Genomic DNA, 21,724 nt, shown 5'->3' with positions numbered 1-21,724 from the left:
TTTTCAACCACTTGTTTGCAAAAAAATGATTTCAAAAATAGTGATTTAGAGTTTTTTTGTCTTTATACAACAAAGCCTTTTCTTTACAATCCGAGACTCGCCCACATCTGATCGACTTTTTCAATAATATCATCGGACATGGTGATGATGCGGCCCCATTCCCGGCTGGTTTCGCCGGGCCATTTATTAGTGGCATCGAAGCCTATTTTTGAGCCTAAACCGGAAACGGGTGAGGCGAAATCCAGATAATCGATCGGTGTATTTTCTAAAATGGTGCAATCGCGGGCCGGATCCATTCGAGTGGTCATGGCCCAGATAACATCCTGCCAGTCTCTGACATTGACATCCTCATCAACAACAATGACGAATTTGGTGTACATAAACTGACGCAGATAGGACCAGGTACCCAGCATGACGCGCTTGGCATGACCGGCGTATTGTTTTTTCATGCTGATCACCGCCATGCGATAGGAACAGCCTTCTGGCGGTAAATAAAAATCGACAATTTCAGGAAATTGTTTTTGTAAAATCGGCACAAACACTTCATTCAACGCAACGCCTAAAATGGCGGGTTCATCGGGCGGGCGCCCGGTGTAGGTGCTGTGATAAATAGGCGCCTGACGTTGCGTGATGCATTCGATAGTGAATACCGGAAATTCATCGACTTCATTATAATAGCCGGTGTGGTCACCGTAAGGGCCTTCCGGGGCGGTTTCGCCAGGATAGATATAGCCTTCCAGCACGATTTCCGCGCTGGCCGGGACTTGCAGATCATGCAGAATGCAATCGGCCACTTCGGTTTTACTACCGCGCAATAATCCGGCGAAAGCATATTCAGACAAGGCATCGGGAACCGGCGTTACCGCGCCTAAAATAGTGGCGGGATCTGCACCAAGTGCAACGGCAACCGGATAAGGTTTATCAGGATATTTTTGTTGAAATTCTTTGAAATCCAAAGCGCCGCCCCGGTGCGCCAGCCAGCGCATAATGACCTTGTTTTTGCCGATCACTTGTTGCCGGTAGATACCTAAGTTTTGCCGGTCTTTATTCGGGCCTTTGGTAATGACCAAAGGCCAGGTAATTAAGGGGGCAACGTCGTCTGGCCAGCAAGTTTGGATTGGGTAATCACTCAGGTCAATTTCATCGCCTCGCCGTATAATTTCCTGGCAGGGCGGGTTTTTGATCACCTTGGGGGCCATATTCAAGACCTGTTTGAAAACCGGAATTTTTTCCATGGCGTCTTTCATGCCTTTGGGCGGTTCTGGTTCTTTCAAATAAGCCAGTAATTCGCCGATACCACGAAGTTCGGTGACAGAATCTGCCCCCATGCCCATAGCGACGCGATGTGGCGTGCCAAATAAATTCGTCAGTACCGGAATATTGCCACCTTTGGGGTTTTCAAACAGCAGGGTAGGGCCTTGTTGTTTGAGGACCCGGTTGGAAATTTCGGTCATTTCCAGATAAGGGTCAACTTCCGTGGTAATGCGTTTTAGTTCACCCTGTTTTTCCAGTTGCTTGATAAAGTCGCGCAGGTCGTTATATTTCATACACCAATTCCTGTGTGTCTGAGGAGAGCGTCAATTTTAGGTTCTCGTCCACGGAATTTTTTGAACAGGTTCATCGCATTGTCGCTGCCGCCTTTTTCCAGAATATTGTGTAAAAAAGACTCACCGGTTTGTCGATCAAAAATGCCGTTTTCTTCGAATAAGGAAAAGGCATCGCTAGATAGCACTTCGGCCCATTTATAACTGTAGTAACCTGCAGCATAACCACCGGCAAAAATATGCGAGAAACTATGTGCGAAGCGATTGAATTCAGGCGGCCGGATGACGGCGACTTGTTCACGCACTTTTTCCAACGTTTGATAAATGCGCCCGCCTTTGTTGGGGTCATATTGTTGATGAATGAGAAAATCAAACAGGCTGAACTCCAGTTGCCGGACCATGAGCATGCCAGCCTGAAAGTTTTTCGCTGCCAGCATTTTGTTGAATAATTCATCCGGTAATTTTTCGCCGGTTTCATAATGGCCGGAAATCAAATCCAGCGCTTGTTTGTCCCAACACCAGTTTTCCATAAACTGACTGGGTAACTCTACAGCATCCCATTCGACACCGTTAATGCCGGAAACGCCCAAATAATCGACCTGGGTGAGTAAATGATGCAGGCCATGACCGAATTCATGGAATAGCGTCTGAACTTCATCATGTGTCAATAAAGCGGGTTGGTTACCAGCCGGTGGTGTAAAATTGCAAGTCAAAAAGGCCACGGGTGTTTGGATGCCTTGTTTGGTTTTGCGCCGGTCAACGCAGTTATCCATCCAGGCACCGCCGCGTTTGTGTGGTCGGGCGTATAAGTCCAGGTAAAACTGACCGCGTAACTGACCTTGAGAGTCCGTTATTTCAAAAAAACGTACATCCGGATGCCAACTGTCAATATCGTATTTTTCTGTGATATGGATACCGTAAAGTTTTTCAACGACGGCAAACAGCCCTTCAATCACGCGCTGGTCAGGGAAGTAAGCTTTGACTTCTTCTTGGGATAGTTGATAGAGATGCTGGCGCATTTTCTCTGAAAAATAACTGATATCCCAGGCTTGGAGATTTTTAATACCATATTCACTACGAGCAAACTCACGCAGTTCAGCCAGGTCTTTACGGGCTTGTCGCCAGGATTTATCTGCCAATTCTTCCAAAAAATCAATGACCTGATCGGTCGATTCAGCCATTTTAGTGGCGAGTGATAATTCAGCGTAATTGGAAAATCCTAATAATTGCGCTTTTTCATGGCGTAAGGCTAAAATCTGTTCCATGACTTCAGTATTATCCCAGCGGCCTGCATGGGGGCCCTGGTCGGAGGCTCGTGTCGCGAAAGCGTGATAATGTTCGCGGCGCAGTTCGCGGTTATTGGCATAGGTCATTACCGCAATATAGGAGGGGAATTGCAGGGTGATCAACCAACCCTTTTTTCCCACCTGTTCGGCGCTTTGTCTAGCTTGAGCCAGCGCTGATTCTGGCAGGCCTTCCAGTTCAGATTCATCATCAATCAATTTACTCCAGGCGTTGGTGGCGTCCAGTACATTTTCTTCATATTGACTGGCTAGTTTGGAAAGCTGTTGACTGATTTCCTTATAATGTTGTTGTTTGTCCTCAGGCAGGTCAATTCCGGACAAATGGAAGTCTCGTAAGGTATTGTCGATGACTTTTTTCTGTGCTGCTTCCAGTTTGTGTGCATTTTCGTTGTCAGCCAGGCTACGATAGGCTTGGTACAACGCCTTATTTTGTCCCATCTCGGTTGAATATTCTGATAATGCGGGTAAGCAGGCATTATAGGCATCGCGCAATTCTGCGCTGTTCACCACTGAATTCATATGACTGACCGGCGACCAGGTCTTATGCAAATGATCCTCGGCATCATCAATCGGATCGACAAGGTTTTCCCAGTCATAGACTGTGTTATTTTTAAGGCAATGTTCCACTGTTTTACGGGCCTCGGCCAGTAAATGGTCAATGGCGGGTTTAATATGTTCAGGTTTGATGCGTGAAAAAGGGGGAAGTGTATGATTTTCTAAAAGTGGATTGCTCATTATTCGACGATGATAGTAAAAAAGTATTTTATGATCTTTGGATATAAAATTCCGGCATATGTGGAGTCGTTTTTGTCAAGGATAATGTGGAAAATGAACGACTAAGATGACGAAACTCTATGTGTGAAGTGTATATATAATAGCAGCCTTTCGGACGTTAAAAAATTTCAAGCCTATATCGATGTAGCGAGTACCGGTTAATGATTGAAAGCCTGGAAGATTTCTCTTACTCTACTTTTGGCATTATGTAGCGTATGAAGGGTATTTTCAGGTGATAAGGCAATATTTTTCAGTTTGCTGGCGGCAGGAATCGATGTAATGGGAGGGAGTAATGAAGCGTGTTTTTTTTGCCCTAATCTATAATGTAATCGCGACAGAATGACAATGTCGGTCAGGTTTAAGTCACCTTCATGATCGTAAAACCAGTCATGAGAAAATTGAGCCGTCTCAATGAATTCTTTATCAAAATTCCAGTTTTTTAAGACTATTGCGCCAGTCACACTACGAATGGCCGGAATGGCCTGACGCACCTCATCGGTGTTATGAAATTCTTTGGGGAGTTTTGCGACAAAATTTAAAAAGGGAATGCTGCCGATGTCGGCAACCAATCCCCCGAGTAAAGCCTGTTCAGGATTTAGCTGTTTGCTGTCTTCAGCCAGAATGAAACTCAAGCATGATAACAATAGACTCTCTTTCCAAATATAATCCATATATTTGATAATATGTTTGCATTGGCAGGAAAAGACTTGCCTAAGACTGAAGCTGATAACCAGATTGCGGGTGGCGTTCAAGCCGATTCTGTTGACGGCGTCCAGGCAGGTTTTGGCTGGGTTTAGCGTGAGATATAAGGGACAGTTAGCGACTTCAATCAGTTTAGCGGTAATCACCGGGTCAACCTGGATTATTTTAACCGCATCGGCGATGGAAATATCATCTTGCATGGCTTCACGTAAACGGACAGCAACATGAGGCAAGATTGGAAGCTCGAGTTTTTCTTCACTGACGTGTTGCGAGAATAATTGTAATATCTGGTTGTTTTTTAAGTGTTCGGGAATAATGAGTTCGTTGTGTTTCGCTTGAGGGTCAATCGACATGATTTTATGTGAAACCCGCAAAATACGAACATCGGTTTTGGCAACTGCTGTGGTGGTATAAGCTTTTCCACTGCAAAGCGGGAAATGCGAGTGAGTACTTTCACTGTCAATATCATGGCTGAAACCATTTTTGTCCGAAATGGTGACAGTTCCTTCTAATAAATAAATTGCACTGTCAGCCGGTTGGTTATAGGTGAACAGGGTTTCGTTGGCTTTAATCAGTTCACTGTGGTTTTCATCTGCAAAGGCCTGAAGAATATCGTCGTTCAAATTTCGGATAGGGATAAGCTTTTTTAACTTCTCAAGCGAAATCTTTTGCGCAACTTGTTGCGAAGGAGCCGATTTTTTAGGGTCTTTAAAAAAGGATTTGAGAATTTCCATGTCAATTGATTTAAACGGATGAGGTAAAGGTGTTTAGTTACCTTTTTGTAACTATTTAGCGTAATTAAATGTATATATACGTTGAGTAGTTGTAACTTTTTTAGTCGTTTATGTTACACAGTATAGACGTTATTTTAATATGGCTTTGTTGCATAAATAATCCACAGCGTACTCTTTTCTTAAATTCCAGTCTTTATTCATGAAACAGAATAACTTTCAGGCATACCCAGGCCTGTCATTTTATTCATTGCGCCGACGCGGAGATACGCCTCAACCATCTGAGCCGCAAAGGTCCGGTTTTTTAATTGGCCACTAAAGAGCGTTTTGATGCGAAACATAGCCGTTTCAGCCAGGCTGCGTTGATGATAACCACTTTCTTGTTTCCATGCCTTTCTCCCGATTTCAGCGCAACGTTGAACAATCGCTGTTCTTGGATGAGTTCTCCCATCTTCATCACTCGGCCATTCCACCGCCCCTTCCCGCGGCGGTATCAATGCATCGGCGCCTTTGTTACGAATCGCCTGATGACACTGGATCGTATCATAAGCGCCATCCGCCGCCACACTGGCAACTTGGTCGTGTTCATCCAGCTGCTCTAATAAATCCGGCAAGACTTCGGAATCACCAACAAAATTAGCCGTCATCTCAACTGCCACGACTTCCTGCGTTTGTGCATCAACCATGATATGGAGTTTACGCCAGGTTCTGCGCTTGCTGGCACCATGTTTGCGAACTTTCCACTCGCCTTCACCGTAGACTTTTAAGCCGGTCGAATCGACGACTAAGTGTCTTGGCGTTCGACTGCTTGAACGAGGCAGCCGAACCTCCAGAGTTTGCTGGCGGCGACTTAATGTACTGTAATGAGGAATCTGGATAGACAGCTTTAATAACTGGACTAACGACAACAAACATCCCTGTGTCGCTCTCAACGGCAGCTTAAAGAGTTCTCTCAGGGTCAATGCGCATTGAATAGCAGTATCAGAATACGTCATCGGGCTTCCTCTATAGCCTGTCTTTTCAGGCTGATGCCATTGCTTGATCATGGATTCTTCGAACCATAGCGTTAATGAACCTCGATTGATCAAGGCTTGATTGTAATTCGACCAATTCTTTAGTTTGTAGCGTTGTTTCTTTTTCTTGTCCATGCCCTATAATATGGGGATCCTTATGATTTATGCAACAAAGCCTTTTAATATCGTCATCCGATTTTGCGTTTAGCTTCTAATTGAGCAATAACTTTCTGAGTATCCGGGCGAATTTGACGCCATTGATAAAAGGCTTCTGCGGCTTGTTCAACCAGCATCCCTAAGCCATCTAAGCATTGTGCCGCACCTTGTGCTTTAGCCCATTTTACAAAGGCAGTGGCAGTATTAGCATACGCCAGATCATAACAACAGCTCGCCGAATGAACCAGGTCATCCGGCAAAGGGGGAAGTTGGTTGGATAAGCTGGCTGAAGTGGCATTTAAAATAATGTCAAACGAAAAACCTGCTAAATCATCAAAGCCGCACCCTATGATTGAACCAGTCTGTGCGAATTCTAGAGCTAATTTCTCAGCCTTGCTTACCGTTCGATTGGCGATATAAAGCGAGGCGGGCAATTGTGCCATGATAGGGCCAATAATGCCGCGTGCCGCACCACCTGCTCCGAGTATAAGAATCCGCGCGTTGTGTAGTGTGACTTGATGATTATTGACTAGGTCTGTTACAAGACCGACTCCGTCAGTATTGTCGCCTAATAGTGTGCCATCCAGCTGCACAATAATTGTATTGACGGCTTTGCTGAAACGGGCACGTTCGGTTAATTGGTCCATTTTCTGGAAAGCCAGTTCTTTAAGTGGGACGGTGCAGTTTAAGCCACGACCTTTGTGTGCCAGAAAATCTGCCAAAGCGCGGTCAAAATTTTCCGGTGGGACATCGATGGCTTCATAGGTGAGCGTTTGTCCGGTTTGCTTAGCAAAGCAGCGATGAATAAATGGCGACTGGCTATGATTGATAGGGTGGCCAAAAACAGCATAGCGATCAATAGACATGATTAAATCGCTCTTTTGGCTAGCCATATCTCGAGACCAATAGTGAAGGCCACAATAAGAATCGCTAACAAGCTGTTAACTAATAAAAAGTGATCGCTATAAGCAATAATAATTGCAGCAATTCCTAAATATACCCCGACCAGACTAAAACGCCAGCCTATTCGTATGCCATCGAGAATAGTAGCCAGCGCAAGGATTAACAGCATAACGGGGGAGCTGGTTGTTTCGGTTAAAACGTCGGCTTTTTCAAGCAGGAAAACACCGCCAATCGTCGCCATTGAAGACAGCCAGTGCAGGGCTTGTTCTTTTACAATCGAGGTGAATTCGTCCTCGACCTGTTCCTTGTCTTGCAACCAGGCAATCAGGATGGCGAGTAGTGCAAAAACAATGACCATCACCATCCAATAGGTATAACCATCTAATGGCGAGAAATCAGTGATAATGATGCCACCGAGTGACAATAGCAGCAGCAAGATTAAAATGGCGTCTTCAATTTGAAATTTTCGTTCATCGCCTAAGCTTAAAAATCCCATGGATTACTCCTTCTTATTTTGATAGCCATTCAGCGGCTTTTTTAGCGTAATAAGTCAAAATTGCATCACAACCGGCACGTTTAAATCCAACTAAAGATTCTAACACAACGTTTTTTTCATCCAACCAGCCATTTTGGCTGGCCGCCTTTAACATAGCGTATTCGCCACTAACCTGATAGGCAAATGTAGGGACCCCAAATTGGTCTTTTGCGCGTCGAATAATGTCCAGATAAGGCATACCTGGTTTTATCATGATCATGTCGGCGCCTTCTTGTAGGTCTAATTCGATTTCACGCAGGGCTTCGTCAGAATTAGCCGGATCCATCTGATAACTGTATTTGTCGGCACCGGCTAAGTTAGCCGCTGATCCGACCGCGTCTCTGAATGGACCGTAAAATGAAGAGGCATATTTGGCCGAATAAGCTAGAATACGTGTATTGAGATAGCCATTTTCCTCCAGCACACGTCGGATTGCACCGACTCGGCCATCCATCATATCGGAGGGTGCAACAATATCGGCTCCGGCTTTAGCATGTGATAAGGCCTGTTTACATAATGCTGTAACCGTTTCATCATTGATGACATAACCCGATTCATTTAATAAGCCATCCTGGCCATGAGAGGTAAATGGGTCTAAGGCGACATCGGTGATGACTCCTAATTGCGGGAAGTCTTGCTTTAATGCACGCACGCAGCGTTGGGCTAATCCTTCCGGATTCCAGGCTTCTTCCGCAGTTTCTGATTTTCTACTATCATTAACTACCGGAAACAAGGCGATTGCCGGAATGCCTAACGCGATCAGTTGTTGCGCTTCTTTCAGAACTAAATCTATCGACATTCGATAGATATCGGGCATTGAAGCAATACTTTGTTTTTGGTTTTCGCCTTCGATAACAAACATCGGGTAGATCAAGTCATCTGTTGTGAGCTTATTTTCTTGCATCAAGCGGCGTGAAAAAGACTGGTAGCGCATACGGCGCAGGCGAAGGTGCGGAAAAAGCATGTTATTATTGTCGAAATTTCCCATGGTGCTTATATTAGAAAATAAGTATATAATAATTAAAAATGATTTAACGGGTTAGTCATTTTAACAGGGTATTTTAATTAACGTTTAAAGAATTAACAGGACCGTTTTAGGAGTGGTTATGAAAATCAAGTCGTACACGCATTTTTTATTTTTTGTTTTCAGCATTGTTTTTCTGACAGTTAACTCAAGCCAGGCACAAGCATTGGCCGAGCCGCAGAAAATTATTGAAGATGCGTCTAAAAAATTAAAACAGCGTATTCAAGATAAAACTTTTACCCAGGATTTTAAAAAGATTACCGAATTTGTGGATGAGGTCATTTATCCACATATGGATTTTGAAAAAATTTCCCGAGGTGTTTTAGGTAAGCTGTGGCGTAAGGCGACACCTGAAGAAAAAGCGGCTTTTACCGAACAATTCAAAACCTTGCTGGTCAGAACCTACTCCCGCGCATTTGTAGAATTTAAAGACTGGTCCATTGACTTTTTACCGCTGGATCTGAAAAAAGAAGTCAAAACATTTACCAGTCGCAGAACCGGTAAAACGATTCAGAAGGTGGTTGTTAGAACTCAGATTTTACAGCCTGGACAACAGCCAATCCCGGTCGATTACCGGATGTATAAAGAAGAAGGCGGCGATTGGAAAGTCTATGACATCATTATTGGCGGCGTCAGCTTGGTTACCAATTATCGCACGACATTCAAAAATGAATATAAACAAACCGGGTCGTTGAAAAAAATCATCGAAAATTTGGCCAAGCGGAATAAAGAAGCCTTTGAAAAAAGCGCAAATGCAGAAAAGTCAGCGTAAGTTCATAGCGAATGTCTGACCGTAAAGACTCTCTTTATGCTACGCCTCTAAGAAAAATAGAGGCGTTTAAATTCGACCAAGCTGTCGTTTCGGTTTTCCCGGATATGATTCAACGGTCGGTGCCAGGGTACAGTACGATTATCTCGGCAATTGGTTTACTGGCCGAACGTTTTGCGCAACCAGGCAGCCGTTGTTATGATTTGGGCTGCTCTTTAGGGGCTGCGACCTTATCTATGCGGCATCGAATCAGTGCGCCCGATTGTAAAATAATCGCGGTCGATAATTCCGATGCCATGATTGAAGGCTTGCAACAAAACCTGGCGCAAGATTCGGCAACCGTCCCGGTTGAGCTGCATTGTCAGGATATTCGGGATATTGAGATTAAATCAGCCTCGGTTGTGGTACTCAACTTTACACTACAATTTATTCCGGTTGCTGATCGGGCGGCTTTTTTGCATAAAATATATCAAGGTATGTTGCCCGGTGGAATTTTGATTTTATCAGAAAAATTAAAATACGCTGATCCTCGGCAACACGCGTTGCAAACCGATATGCACCATTTGTTCAAAAAGGCACAGGGCTACAGCGACCTTGAAATTAGCCAAAAACGCTCTGCACTGGAAAATGTATTGATTGCCGAAACCTTTTCCAGCCATCAACAGCGCTTACTGAACGCAGGTTTCAGCAGCGTCGAAGTTTGGTTTCAATATTTTAATTTCGCCTCTATGTTGGCATTGAAATAAATGGATTATCAGGCCCTGTATCAGTTTTTACGTCAGGAAGGTGCTGACTATTGGTTAAAACAACTTCCCGATCAATTAGATTATGCCTTGGACAATGCTCGGCATGGCAATCTGGCGCAGTGGAAACACACGGTCGAGCAATTGCCTACTTTTCCGGTATCTTACAAGAACATTGTCGATAGCGTTACGATTGGGCGGATGGAAGATATATCCGAATCGCAGCAGGGGCAGTTAAAACAACAGTTGCAAAAAATTGGCCCGTGGCGTAAAGGGCCTTATTTTCTTTACGGTCTGCATGTCGATACCGAATGGCGATCAGACTGGAAATGGCAGCGTGTATTGCCGCATATCACAAATTTAAAAAACCGGCGCGTACTGGATGTGGGCTGCGGTAATGGCTACCATTGCTGGCGGATGCTGGGTGAGGGTGCACGTTTTGTGATCGGTGTCGATCCTTATTTGCTCAATGTCATGCAGTTTCAGGCCATTGCCAAACTATATGGCACAGCACCGCTCTATGTATTGCCGATGGGCCTAGAGCAGTTACCGACAGGCCTGGAATTGTTCGATACCGTGTTTTCAATGGGGGTTTTGTATCACAGACGCTCGCCGATTGATCATTTATTGAAACTGAAAGCCTGCTTGCGCCCAGGCGGTGAACTGGTTTTGGAAACTTTGGTCATCAATGGTGATGAAAACACTGTACTGGTACCGCCCGGGCGTTATGCCAATATGCGTAATGTCTGGTTTATTCCCAGTTGTGCCGCGTTGGAAGTTTGGCTTAAACGCAGCGGTTTCCACGACATCAAGCTATGTGATGTCAATAAAACGAGTTTTGAGGAACAACGCAGCACTGATTGGATGCCATCTTATTCATTAAAAAACTTTCTTGACCCTAAAAACACCCATCTAACACTAGAAGGGCTGCCCGCGCCGGTAAGAGCCATTTTTACGGCGCGTCGAGATTAGTACAACAGCTTACCGCAGAGTTGGAATATTTGTCTGGCGGTGGAAATTTTATTGGCTACAGGCCGCATTTGAAAAGCTGCAGCAACATGCGCGTTCCGAACGCAGAAAAATCATCAATGTGGCTGATGAAATTATACGATAATTGGAAATTAGTTAGTATTGTACGAGGCTATAGTGATTGCGCAAACTAATACCATAGCCTCGCACATAGGCTGGATTAAAACCGATAGGTTATTCCGGCAGTTAGATTGTGCGTGAATATATTATTACCACTTTTTGTATCGATGTACTGGCCAAGATAACCGATGTCGATACCGAGGGCAGGTTGCAGTTGGTAATGCAGGCCTGCTAATACGCGGTTTTCGGAAAAACCGCGTTTGCCAAAATTATTTTTATTCACATAAAACAAAACTTCATCCCCCAGGTAAGCACTCAGGTTTTTGATTTGCGGAACCGAATGACTGAGTTTGAAAAATTGCCGGGCACGGTAACCGGTATTGCCTGTGGTTTGGTTGATGCGCTGATCAATGCGGGTGCGAGACAGGAATTTAAACTCTCCCAGAGCCTGTTTCCAGATCAAGTCTTCATAAACCCGGCTTTCCTGAAATGCCTGAGCATGGAGTGGATGAATCCAGTCGTGAACATAGCCAATTTCAATGGCGAAATTTTTATTGAGTTGATAACCGCTTTGGACAAACAACAAGTTTTCGGTCAAGCGTGAACCGGATGCCGAATCATCACGGGTACGCGCCTGATTCATGATCTGCCAATGAAAGCCATCTAATGAACGGGATAGTTTGGAATAATCACCTTTTAACGTAAACGACCCCCATACGCCAAATATATCATTTGTTTGAGCATAGGCAGCCGTTAAGCTACAACAAAAAAGGATGCTGATGCGTAACAGAAATTTCATGTATACCTCACTATAGATGAAAAGAAAGCTGGAGTGTCCAGCTTTCTCCAGATATAAAGGAATAGGCTTATTTTTGTTTCGAAGGTTTTTTTCGTGCAGCCTGAGGATGGTCGGAAAACGGTTCGTGTTCATCGAGTCCTGTGATTTCACAATGACCGCCACTGCGTTGATAATCTTCAGAAAAATCATGCAAAAACTCCATGACGGTATGATCGACCAGCTCGCTTTCGCTGAGGTCAAAATAAATGGTTTTTCCTTTTGGCAGTTCAGCCAATTCGCTTTTTAATCCCAGTAAATTAGAAAAAATAGCCGCGCCGGAGATTTGGACATGGTAGGTGTTTTCATCGGTTTGCTTGATATGAAACGCCATTGAAAAAAAGTTTTTCAGCTTGACGCCGCGCGATAGATGAATCAAGGTTTTGACGACAATTCCAATAGCCACACCGATTAAAAGGTCTGTAGCCAGAACACTGAGAATTGTCACAATAAAGACAATGAAGTTATCTTTCCCAATTTCCAGTGTCTTGTAAAACTCCCGAGGCGCAGCCAGACGATAGCCCGTGTATACCAGCAGTGCTGCCAATGAGGCCATCGGGATTTCGTGAATCAGACGAGGAAACAAGGCAACAGATAATAATAAGAATGCGCCGTGGAAAAAGTTGGCCCAGCCAGTCTTAGCACCATTATTGACATTAGCCGAACTCCGCACGATTTCAGCGATCATAGGGGTGCCGCCAATCAGGCCAGCGGTTGTATTGCCAATGCCAACAGCCGTCAAATCTTTATTTAAATCAGAGCAACGTTTGTAAGGGTCAAGTTTATCCACAGCGGCGGCACTGAGTAAGCTTTCCAGGCTACCAACCAGGCAAATACTGACAACGGCAACCCAGAATTCAACGGTAAAGAATTTACCAAAATCCGGAAAATAAAAGCTATCCATAAAGTTTGCTGGTACTTCCACCAGATATTTTGGGCCGACTGTAAAATCATGATGCGGCAACCATTCAGCATCCGGTAACACCATATAATGATGCTTCAAGTCAAGATCAAAATATTGCCCCAGCGCCATGCCGACAATCACGACAATAATCGGTGCAGGAATCATTTTAATCCATTTATTATCCACCACATCCCAGATGATCAGTAAAATTAAGCCAAATAAGCCAATCATGGCGATTTCCGGGTTCATGTTCCAGATGGACGATGGAATCTGGCCAATCGTAGCGAACAGAGAATCAGCGTCTGGTTTTACGCCAAAGACGGTATGAATTTGTTTTGCCATGATGATGATGCCAATGGCGGCGAGCATGCCATGTACAACGGAAGCCGGGAAAAATGCACTCAGTTTGCCGGCTTTCATAAGCCCCATGGCGACCTGAAACAAACTGGCGACGACAATGGCGGCTAGTGCATAACGGTAGCCGGCCATCATATCCCCATTACCTAAGGTATAAACGGCATCATAGATAACCACGATAAGGCCGGCGGCAGGGCCATTGATGGTGACATAGGAACCACTGATACGAGAAACCAACAGGCCGCCAATAACAGCGCTAATGATGCCAGCCATAGGTGGAACCCCTGAAGCCATGGCGATTCCTAAGCAAAGCGGAAGAGCAATCAGAAAAACCAGAAAACCGGAGAGTAGATCACTGCGCCAATTTTCGCGCAAGCCTGCCAGGCCGGTTTTTGGAAGTGTTTGTTCAGTCATTATGTATCTCCATTAAAAACAATCGTTATTTTATAAACAAAAATTGTGCCAGATTGGTTAGCTGTGGCATTATCGCAAATGATGTAAATAGTCCCAGCCTTCGGGTAACGTTCTTCAATCGCCTTACAAAGATCAATCGTTGCCTCGCCATTGATGGTGTCATAGAAGCGGCAGACAGTATCCAGAGAATCGATATTGACTGCACCGTTGACATTGAGACGTTGACGCCCGGTATTACTCTGAATCGTGAATTCCACACCACGCTTAATCCAACCACAAGCCATTACAGGATTATGTTTCTGCAGATATTCATCCAACTCGGTCGCTTCTGAAACCGATAAGAAACTGGCTACCCAATATTTAATTTTGATGTTTTGCAGAACCATCCTATTTGTATCATGCTAATGGGTTAAATATGTTGTTTTGTCGGATGGGTACGGCTGTATGGTTGCAAAAAGCCGTTGCTCTACCTCCTGCATCTGTATTAACGCTCTATACGTCCAAATGGTTGAAATAAACCATGACCATTGGTTTATTTCAACCACTTTTATTTTTTTGCACCACTTTTTATCGTATGTGTTGAGTGATAAAAACAAAAAATATCCCGGTTTATACGGGGTGAACCAAGTAACATCAAATCTGGCATGAAAATAGCTAATGAGGTTTGTGTTGAGCGTACAAACGATTGGCGATGGAATAACAGATGAAATGCACCGATAAAAATGATTTAACGATTTTGCTGGAAATTTACCGGCAGGCAGCCTGTGACCGCAGGTTGTTTGTACGTGTTTTGTTTGCGGTTATTTTTTGCTTTTTATGTTTGATGCTGGTTTTAGGTATCGGCATGTTTATGAGCGACTGGGCCTGGGGACGGGAAATTGCAGCTTATGGGGTGGTGCTAAGCGGGTTAGGTTGGACGTTAGCTGAATATTTAAGTCGTTTGATCTCGCAACAGCATAAACGCTTGAAAGGCTGCGAAAAATTGATGGGTATTGTGGAATATTTTATGCCTGATACCGACCCGTCTGATGAAGCAGGTATCTATCGTTTGATGCAGGTTTTTTTCGTCTTGATGATGTGCGCCTGGTTGGGGGTTCTGATTCATTCCTATTTTTAACTAAAGGGTATTGAGTGGACATATGATTTTATTTTTAGCTTATTTGGCCATCGTGTTGAGCTTGGGTTCTGCACTATTGGCATTGCTGATCCGGCAGCAGGCTGTTTTGGCAACGGGTTTTGCCAAGGCACTGGACAAAGGGGTTAGTTTGCCGCCCGCCGCCGAGAAGTTTATTGCCGATGCGTTGTCGCCAACATGCTTTCAATCACGGTTGCAACAATTGGTTTTTCTGTGTTTGGGACTAGCGGGCGTCTCGGCAATTTTAGCTGGTGTTAGTGTATTACTCACAGAAACCATCATCCGGGATCAGATGAGCTTGGGATTGCCCTGGCTGCCCTGGCATGTGCGCTTGGATAGTTTATCCGGCTTTTTTTATCTGATTATCGGGTTGGCTGTAGCGGCTGTGAGTTTGTTTGGGCCAGGGTATGTTAAGGACTATGATGAACAAGAGGATTCATTTGCCATACTCGGGCTGTTTACCGGCATTTTCGTGGCTGGCATATTTATGGTGCTGCTGGCAGATGATGCATTCTTTTTTATGATTGCCTGGGAATTGATGTCGGTAGCCAGTTATTTTCTGGTATCTTTTCAGCACCAGGAGGCGGCCAATCGACGCGCGGCTTTTCTCTATCTGATCATGGCTGAAGTCGGGGCGATTGCCATCATTTTGGGGTTTGGTGTCATTGCCGGTTTTTCTTCCAATTACAGTTTTACGTTTGACGCTTTTCGAGATACTGATTTATCGGTCACCTGGGCGTCTGTTGCCTTTGTTTTAGCATTGCTTGGGTTTGGCATGAAAGCCGGTTTAGTACCTATCCATGTATGGTTACCCGAAGCGCACCCGGTTGCACCATCACATATTTCTGCCTTGATGAGTGGTGTGATGTTGAAGGTTGCCCTATATGGCCTGATTCGCTTTTGTTTTGAATTGTTGGGCGATATTCAATGGGAATGGGGGGTGGTGTTACTCATTATTGGTGCCTTATCAGCATTGGGCGGTATTTTTTATGCCATGATGCAAAATAATCTGAAACGTTTGTTAGCGTACAGTTCGGTTGAAAATATTGGTGTCATTTTTATGGTGTTAGGTTTGTCGATGATTTTTCTCGACCAGGGACATCCTGAAATAGCTGCGTTAGGGTTTATGGCAGCATTATTTCATGCCTTTAATCACGCCTTGTTTAAAAATCTGTTGTTTCTCGGTGCGGGCGTTATTCAACATCAGGTGCATAGCCTCAATATTGATGAGATGGGTGGCTTAATCAAACGCATGCCGCATACCAGCAAACTGTTTTTGGTCGCTTGCATGAGTATTGCCTCATTACCGTTATTCAATGGTTTCGTCTCTGAATGGCTGGCATTTCAAACCGCCTTACGGGTTGATGTAATTGATAATGCAGTATTGCGTAGTTTAATTCCAGTGGCCGCCGCTGCATTAGCGCTGACAGCGGCATTGGCGGCAGCCTGTTTTGTCAATGTTTACGGCGTTATGTTTTTAGGCTTGCCACGCAGTCGTCATGCCGAAAAAGCCGAAGAGATCAAGGATAAAGGGATGCTGGCAGCATTGTCATTATTGGCGGGTTTGTGTTTTTTGGTGGGAATTATTCCCGGTATGGTCATCAGCATGCTAAATCATGTTTCTGTTCAGATTATCGGCCATGCCTTGCCGAATGAAGCCGCCATCAACTGGTTCTGGTTGGCACCCGTTTCGGCCGAGCAGGCGTCTTATGCCGCACCTTTGGTCTTGTTGGGTGTGCTATTGGCCGGTGGTGTCAGTTTTTGGTATTTACGCCGAGATCCTGCGGTGGCATTTAAGCGTACCGAAACCTGGGATTGTGGTTATGGGGGATTAAACCATCGTATGCAATATAACTCGGTGGCCTTTATGATGCCATTTCGCCGTATTTTCGCCAATGTTTGGGAATTAGATGAAAAAATTGATAAAAAATCCAGCGCTGTTCCCCAGCAAGTGAGTGACATCCATTATCAGCTCCAAGTACATGATCATAGCTGGCGACGGATTTATAACCCGATTGAACGCTTGGTGTATGGGCTAGCGCGTATGGTCGGCCGACTTCAGACCGGAAATATCCGGATTTATTTGGCATATTCCTTTGTAACCTTAATTTTTCTGCTTTGGGTGGTCAGCTGATGAATTGGATTTTTGCTTTTATACAAACACTGTTATTTATTGCATTGGCGCCGTTGCTGGTGGGATGGGTCAAATGGTGGAAATGTCGCTTACAAAATCGCAAGGCTCCGTCGTTACTACAGCCTTACCGAGATTTGTTGAAATTAACCCATAAACAACCTTTGGTTTCACATACCGCATCATGGCTGTTTATCGCAACGCCTTACATCGTGTTTTCGGCGATGATTTTGGCCGCTTCCGTGGTGCCCTTAATCAGTATTGATTTACCTACTGCGGCCAGTGCCGACGTGATTGTATTGGTTGGTTTTTTCGCCTTCGCGCGTTTTTTTCAGGCATTGGCCGGTATGGATGTCGGCACCGCGTTTGGTGGCATGGGAGCATCCCGCGAAATGACTATTTCAACATTGGCGGAACCGGCTATGTTAATGGCTATTTTTACCCTGACCATGACGGCCTCCAGCACCAATCTAGCCAGTGCCATTGGTTATGTATTGGATCAGGGCATTGTCTTGCGGCCATCGTTTGTTTTTGCACTGTTTGCAATGATTTTGGTAGCTATTGCCGAGACAGGTCGTATCCCGGTCGATAACCCGGCAACGCATTTGGAATTGACCATGATCCATGAAGCGATGATTCTGGAATATAGCGGTCGCCATTTGGCCTTGATTGAATGGGCCAGCGCCATCAAGCTAATGTTGTATGGCGTGCTTATCAGCAATATCTTTTTTCCGTGGGGTATTGCCGTTGATTTTGCGCCCTCAGCATTAGGCGCGGCGCTGTTATGGCTGCTGTTAAAACTGGCGGTGCTGGCTGTATTTCTGGCGATTGCTGAAACGGCTCTGGCTAAAATGCGTTTATTTCGGGTCCAGGAATTTCTAAGCTTCGCTTATTTATTGGGGCTGTTGGGCTTGTTGAGTCATATTATTTTGGAGGCATCACGCTAATGGAACTCATTAAACTGGATTTTTATACACAAGGCGTTTTATCGATAGCAGCTCTGATTGGCCTGACCTCATTTTTGATGTTAGGGCAGGGACGTCTGTTGCGGTTGATTTTTGTTTTCGCACTACAAGGCTTGTTATTGGTGTTAGCCACAGCGCTGGCCGGTTATAGCATGGGAAACTTTCACTTATATATTTCGGCCTCAATCACTCTGGTGTTGAAGGTTTTTTTGATTCCCTGGATGCTACATAAGCAGGTTTACAAATTGAACCTGCATCGTGATGTCGAGGCCTTGAAAAACAATACGGCCGTGATGTTGGGCGGCGCGACGCTTGTTGTATTCAGCTATTATGTTTTGCACCCGGTTATTCAAAACACCTCTGTCGTGTTGGTAAACGCCTTGGCCGTAGGGTTGTCTGTGGTGTTGTTAGGCATGTTGCTGATGATTTCCCATCGTCATGCGATTGCCCATGTGGTGGGGTTTATGTCGATAGAAAATGGTTTGTTTTTTGCTGCCATTGTATCGACCCGCGGCATGCCGATGGTTGTAGAGTTAGGTATTGCTTTTGATGTGTTAGTGGCGGCTATTTTATTTGGGATTTTCTTTTTGCATATCAGCCGCAGTATCGACAGTCTGGATGTGGATCAAATGAATCGATTAAATGAGGTGGACCAATGATTGCGGCGTATTTATTGTTATTGATGCCCTTGGCTGGCGTCGTTTTTTTCGCCCTGTTCGGCCACAGGCCTCGTATTGGCCGGATCAATATAAAATTTAATGCTTTTGCCTTATTGATGTCTTTATGGCTGGCGTTAAATGTGCATGAATCAGGCACTCTGGTATCTGAAGGGCTTTATTTTCTGGTTGACTCTTTCAATGTGTATTTGATTGTTTTGACCGCTTTTGTTGGTTTGACGACATCGATTTTTTCCGCACCTTATATGCGGCATGAGCAACAAAAAGGACGTCTGACTGAAAAACGTTTACGCTTGTATTATTCGATGTACCAAGGCTTCATGTTTGCCATGTACCTAGTACTAACCACCAATAATATGGGGATATTATGGGTGGCCATGGAAGCGGCAACACTGGCTACCGTGTTATTGGTGAGCTTGTATCGGACACCAGAATCGATTGAGGCCGCCTGGAAATATTTTATTCTATGCGGTGTTGGCATCGCCCAGGCCATGTTTGGTACAGTTTTACTGTATTATGCGGCGATGCAGATCAGCGATGCTGAAAATGCGCTAGCCTGGACGGTACTGATTCAAAATGCCAGCCAGCTAGACCCTGAAATTCTGGAAATATCATTTGTTTTCATGTTGGTTGGTTATGGCACCAAAATTGGTTTGGTACCACTGCATAACTGGTTACCCGATGCGCATTCGGAAGGTCCTACACCAATGTCGGCCGTGTTGTCAGGATTGTTGTTGAATGATGCCTTGTATGCGGTTGTACGGAATAAAATGTTGGTCGATGGTGCAACGCAAAGCCATATCGCAGGCTATTTGATGATGGGCTTCGGTTTGATGTCATTTCTTGTGGCAGCCATTTTTTTGCATCGGCAGCAGGATATCAAACGATTGTTCAGTTATTCATCAATCGAACATATGGGTTTGATGACATTTGCATTTGGTATGGGTACGCCATTTGCAACATTTGCTGCTTTATTGCATATGACGGTGCATTCATTAACCAAATCGGCTATTTTTGTCACTGTCGGTCATGCTGCCCAGATTGCAGGCACTCAGCGTATCGAAAAAATCCGCGGATTGATTAAAACTCAGCCCAGTGTGGGGTGGGGGTTGTTGATTGGAACCCTGACCATTGCCGGTTTTCCGCCTTTTGGCGTATTCACCAGTGAGTTTTTGGTTTTGTTGGCAACGATGCAAAGCTATCCCTGGTTAACGCCATTTCTACTGCTAGGTATCGGTTTGGCCTGTGCCGGTTTATTTCGCAATATCCAACCGATGGTTTATGGTAAACGTCCGGAAGGTCAACAGGCGGTTGAAGCTAATTTATGGCCAGTTATTATTCACTTGGTATTGGTTTTATGGTTAGGTCTTTCTATTCCACAATCGTTATCGGACTGGTTTAATCAGGCTACAATTTTAATTTCAGGGAGTGCACCATTATGAGTCAGTCATGGCGCGATATGTTTTCACAGATGCTATCGAGCAATCAGATAAGCCATAAGCCATCTTTGATTCAGGATACAACGCTATGGCAAATTGAATCATCCCAATGGCAACAAGCTGCCAGATTAGCTAAGGACTTGTCTGCACGCTGGGTAGCCGGTTGGGCTGAGCAGGTTGAAGCAGGGTTTAATGTTAATGCCTTGCTGGAAAAAAACGGTGATTATGTGTTGTTGAGAACAACGGTTCCTGAAATGCATCCGCAACTACCCTCACAATCAACCGTTTATGCGGCAGCTAACCGCAGTGAGCGGCATACGCAGGATTTGTTAGGGATTCATTTTACAGATTGTCCCGACCACAGACCCTGGATTAAACATCAAGCCTGGCACAAACATGAGTATCCACTGAGAAAGGACTTTCCTTTAAGTGGTCAGCCTCAGTCCATTACACCGCCTGATATGGATTATGCCTTTGTCAAAGCCCGTGGGCATGGCGTGTATGAAATTCCGGTAGGCCCGGTTCATGCGGGTATTATTGAGCCTGGACATTTTCGCTTTCAAGCGGTGGGTGAAACCATTTTGAATCTGGAAGAACGCTTAGGCTATGTGCATAAAGGCATTGAAAAGCTGGCCGTTGGCCGTAGTCCTGAAAAACTGGCGCGACTGGCGGCGCGGATTTCGGGTGATAGTACGGTAGCCCATGGTTGGGCAGCCTGTCAGGCGATGGAGCAGGCGGCATCTGTCGAAATTCCAGAGCGTGCGGCTTGGTTGCGTGGCATTGCCTGTGAACGGGAGCGGATAGCAAATCATCTAGGGGATATTGGTGCAATTTGTAACGATGTTGGTTTTGCCTTTGCCCAAATGCAATTCTCACGACTCAGGGAACAGTGGCTTAGACCACAGTTAAAAGATTTTGGACATCGTTTAATGATGGACTATATCGTTCCGGGTGGCGTTAGTCTTGATATTACCCCTGATGCTTGTGAGCAGCAATTACAGGCATTAAAAACATTGCGACAGGAATTGGATGTTATTGTGCCGGCCATCGATATGAACTCCTCATTGGAAGACAGGCTTTACACTGCAGGTTATTTGTCGCCACAAACCGCACAAGATTTTGGTGTGGTGGGATATGTTGGCCGCGCTAGTGGCCAGGATTTTGATGTGCGCCGGGATAAGCCTTATGCCCCGTACCATGCCTTGCAATTTAATGCCGTGTTGGAAGATCAGGGCGATGTGGCTTCGCGTGTTTGGGTCAGAGTGAAGGAGATTTTTGCATCTATCAAATTACTTAGGCAAATGCTGAGTCAGTTACCTGAAGGTGCGATCAAAGCGGACTGGAAAAGACCCCAGGCGCAGGCTGAAGGACTGGCGATGATTGATGGCTGGCGCGGTGAGATTATCAGCTATGTTCGTTTTGATGAAAATAATTGTATCAGTCGATTTTATACGCGGGATCCAAGCTGTGTGAATTGGCCAGCATTGGAAAAAATTGTGTTGAACAACATCGTGCCGGATTTTCCGGTTTGTAATAAATCATTGAATGGCTCGTATTCCGGCCATGATTTATAAGGAATT

Annotated in this window: 19 protein-coding genes; 9 read left to right on the top strand and 10 right to left on the bottom strand. The window is 44.9% G+C overall.

The genetic code is table 11. From position 1 onward, the window contains the following. Positions 1-83: 83 nt before the first annotated feature. The 7 genes from ubiD to hemB all read right to left on the bottom strand — a co-directional run bounded on the left by ubiD (position 84) and on the right by hemB (position 8,626). Positions 84-1,547, bottom strand: coding sequence for a 4-hydroxy-3-polyprenylbenzoate decarboxylase (gene ubiD / locus JEU20_RS02055; protein WP_198243457.1), 1,464 nt, complete (start codon positions 1,545-1,547; stop codon positions 84-86). Then, positions 1,544-3,583: an oligopeptidase A gene (gene prlC, locus JEU20_RS02050; protein WP_198243456.1), complete on the bottom strand. Its 2,040-nt coding sequence runs from the start codon at positions 3,581-3,583 to the stop codon at positions 1,544-1,546. The genes ubiD and prlC overlap by 4 nt, the downstream gene beginning before the upstream one ends. 197 nt (positions 3,584-3,780) lie before the next feature. Continuing rightward, positions 3,781-5,058 (bottom strand): HDOD domain-containing protein, encoded by a 1,278-nt coding sequence (locus JEU20_RS02045; protein ID WP_198243455.1) that lies wholly within the window; start codon positions 5,056-5,058, stop codon positions 3,781-3,783. 197 nt (positions 5,059-5,255) lie between these two features. After that, a complete protein-coding gene (locus JEU20_RS02040; protein ID WP_198242941.1) occupies positions 5,256-6,203 on the bottom strand; it encodes an IS5 family transposase in 948 nt (315 codons plus the stop codon). Between the two features lie 53 nt (positions 6,204-6,256). Further along, positions 6,257-7,093 carry a shikimate dehydrogenase gene (gene aroE, locus JEU20_RS02035; RefSeq protein ID WP_198245791.1) on the bottom strand — a complete coding sequence of 279 codons (837 nt, stop codon included), beginning with the start codon at positions 7,091-7,093 and terminating at the stop codon, positions 6,257-6,259. Beyond that, positions 7,093-7,623 carry a hypothetical protein gene (locus JEU20_RS02030; protein ID WP_198243454.1) on the bottom strand — a complete coding sequence of 177 codons (531 nt, stop codon included), beginning with the start codon at positions 7,621-7,623 and terminating at the stop codon, positions 7,093-7,095. Before JEU20_RS02030 ends, aroE begins: the two co-directional genes overlap by 1 nt. Before the next feature lie 13 nt (positions 7,624-7,636). Further along, positions 7,637-8,626 (bottom strand): porphobilinogen synthase, encoded by a 990-nt coding sequence (gene hemB / locus JEU20_RS02025; RefSeq protein ID WP_245395056.1) that lies wholly within the window; start codon positions 8,624-8,626, stop codon positions 7,637-7,639. A 142-nt stretch (positions 8,627-8,768) separates the two neighbouring features. Between hemB and JEU20_RS02020 the strand changes: the two genes are divergently transcribed. The 3 genes from JEU20_RS02020 to cmoB are packed head-to-tail and all read left to right on the top strand — an operon-like array spanning position 8,769 to position 11,170. Next, positions 8,769-9,458 carry an MlaC/ttg2D family ABC transporter substrate-binding protein gene (locus JEU20_RS02020; protein ID WP_198243452.1) on the top strand — a complete coding sequence of 230 codons (690 nt, stop codon included), beginning with the start codon at positions 8,769-8,771 and terminating at the stop codon, positions 9,456-9,458. An 11-nt stretch (positions 9,459-9,469) separates the two neighbouring features. Next, positions 9,470-10,201 (top strand): carboxy-S-adenosyl-L-methionine synthase CmoA, encoded by a 732-nt coding sequence (gene cmoA, locus JEU20_RS02015; protein ID WP_198243451.1) that lies wholly within the window; start codon positions 9,470-9,472, stop codon positions 10,199-10,201. Then, positions 10,202-11,170: a tRNA 5-methoxyuridine(34)/uridine 5-oxyacetic acid(34) synthase CmoB gene (gene cmoB / locus JEU20_RS02010; protein ID WP_198243450.1), complete on the top strand. Its 969-nt coding sequence runs from the start codon at positions 10,202-10,204 to the stop codon at positions 11,168-11,170. A 217-nt stretch (positions 11,171-11,387) separates the two neighbouring features. Here the strand turns inward: cmoB and JEU20_RS02005 are convergent, their stop codons facing one another. The 3 genes from JEU20_RS02005 to JEU20_RS01995 form a co-directional block, all read right to left on the bottom strand. Beyond that, positions 11,388-12,086 carry a DUF2490 domain-containing protein gene (locus JEU20_RS02005; protein ID WP_198243449.1) on the bottom strand — a complete coding sequence of 233 codons (699 nt, stop codon included), beginning with the start codon at positions 12,084-12,086 and terminating at the stop codon, positions 11,388-11,390. Between the two features lie 67 nt (positions 12,087-12,153). After that, a complete protein-coding gene (locus JEU20_RS02000) occupies positions 12,154-13,797 on the bottom strand; it encodes a SulP family inorganic anion transporter (RefSeq protein WP_198243448.1) in 1,644 nt (547 codons plus the stop codon). Continuing rightward, complete coding sequence (locus tag JEU20_RS01995; protein WP_198243447.1) at positions 13,797-14,183, bottom strand: transposase; 387 nt, start codon at positions 14,181-14,183, stop codon at positions 13,797-13,799. Before JEU20_RS01995 ends, JEU20_RS02000 begins: the two co-directional genes overlap by 1 nt. A 317-nt stretch (positions 14,184-14,500) precedes the next feature. Between JEU20_RS01995 and JEU20_RS01990 the strand changes: the two genes are divergently transcribed. The 6 genes from JEU20_RS01990 to JEU20_RS01965 are packed head-to-tail and all read left to right on the top strand — an operon-like array spanning position 14,501 to position 21,718. Beyond that, positions 14,501-14,914, top strand: coding sequence for a hypothetical protein (locus JEU20_RS01990; RefSeq protein WP_198243446.1), 414 nt, complete (start codon positions 14,501-14,503; stop codon positions 14,912-14,914). Between the two features lie 22 nt (positions 14,915-14,936). Continuing rightward, the gene (hyfB, locus tag JEU20_RS01985; RefSeq protein WP_198243445.1) at positions 14,937-17,066 is read left to right on the top strand and encodes a hydrogenase 4 subunit B; all 2,130 of its coding nucleotides are present in this window, start codon (positions 14,937-14,939) and stop codon (positions 17,064-17,066) included. Beyond that, positions 17,066-18,010, top strand: a complete 945-nt coding sequence (locus tag JEU20_RS01980; RefSeq protein ID WP_198243444.1) for a respiratory chain complex I subunit 1 family protein — start codon at positions 17,066-17,068, stop codon at positions 18,008-18,010. The genes hyfB and JEU20_RS01980 overlap by 1 nt, the downstream gene beginning before the upstream one ends. Further along, positions 18,010-18,687, top strand: coding sequence for a formate hydrogenlyase (locus tag JEU20_RS01975; protein ID WP_198243443.1), 678 nt, complete (start codon positions 18,010-18,012; stop codon positions 18,685-18,687). The genes JEU20_RS01980 and JEU20_RS01975 overlap by 1 nt, the downstream gene beginning before the upstream one ends. Next, positions 18,684-20,147 carry a hydrogenase 4 subunit F gene (locus tag JEU20_RS01970; protein ID WP_198243442.1) on the top strand — a complete coding sequence of 488 codons (1,464 nt, stop codon included), beginning with the start codon at positions 18,684-18,686 and terminating at the stop codon, positions 20,145-20,147. The genes JEU20_RS01975 and JEU20_RS01970 overlap by 4 nt, the downstream gene beginning before the upstream one ends. Beyond that, positions 20,144-21,718, top strand: a complete 1,575-nt coding sequence (locus JEU20_RS01965; RefSeq protein ID WP_198243441.1) for a hydrogenase large subunit — start codon at positions 20,144-20,146, stop codon at positions 21,716-21,718. Before JEU20_RS01970 ends, JEU20_RS01965 begins: the two co-directional genes overlap by 4 nt. Positions 21,719-21,724 lie beyond the last annotated feature (6 nt).

It is taken from the genome of methane-oxidizing endosymbiont of Gigantopelta aegis (assembly GCF_016097405.1).
Classification (GTDB): Bacteria; Pseudomonadota; Gammaproteobacteria; order Methylococcales; family Methylomonadaceae; genus Methylomarinum.
This window is presented reverse-complemented; position numbering and strand designations above follow the sequence as displayed.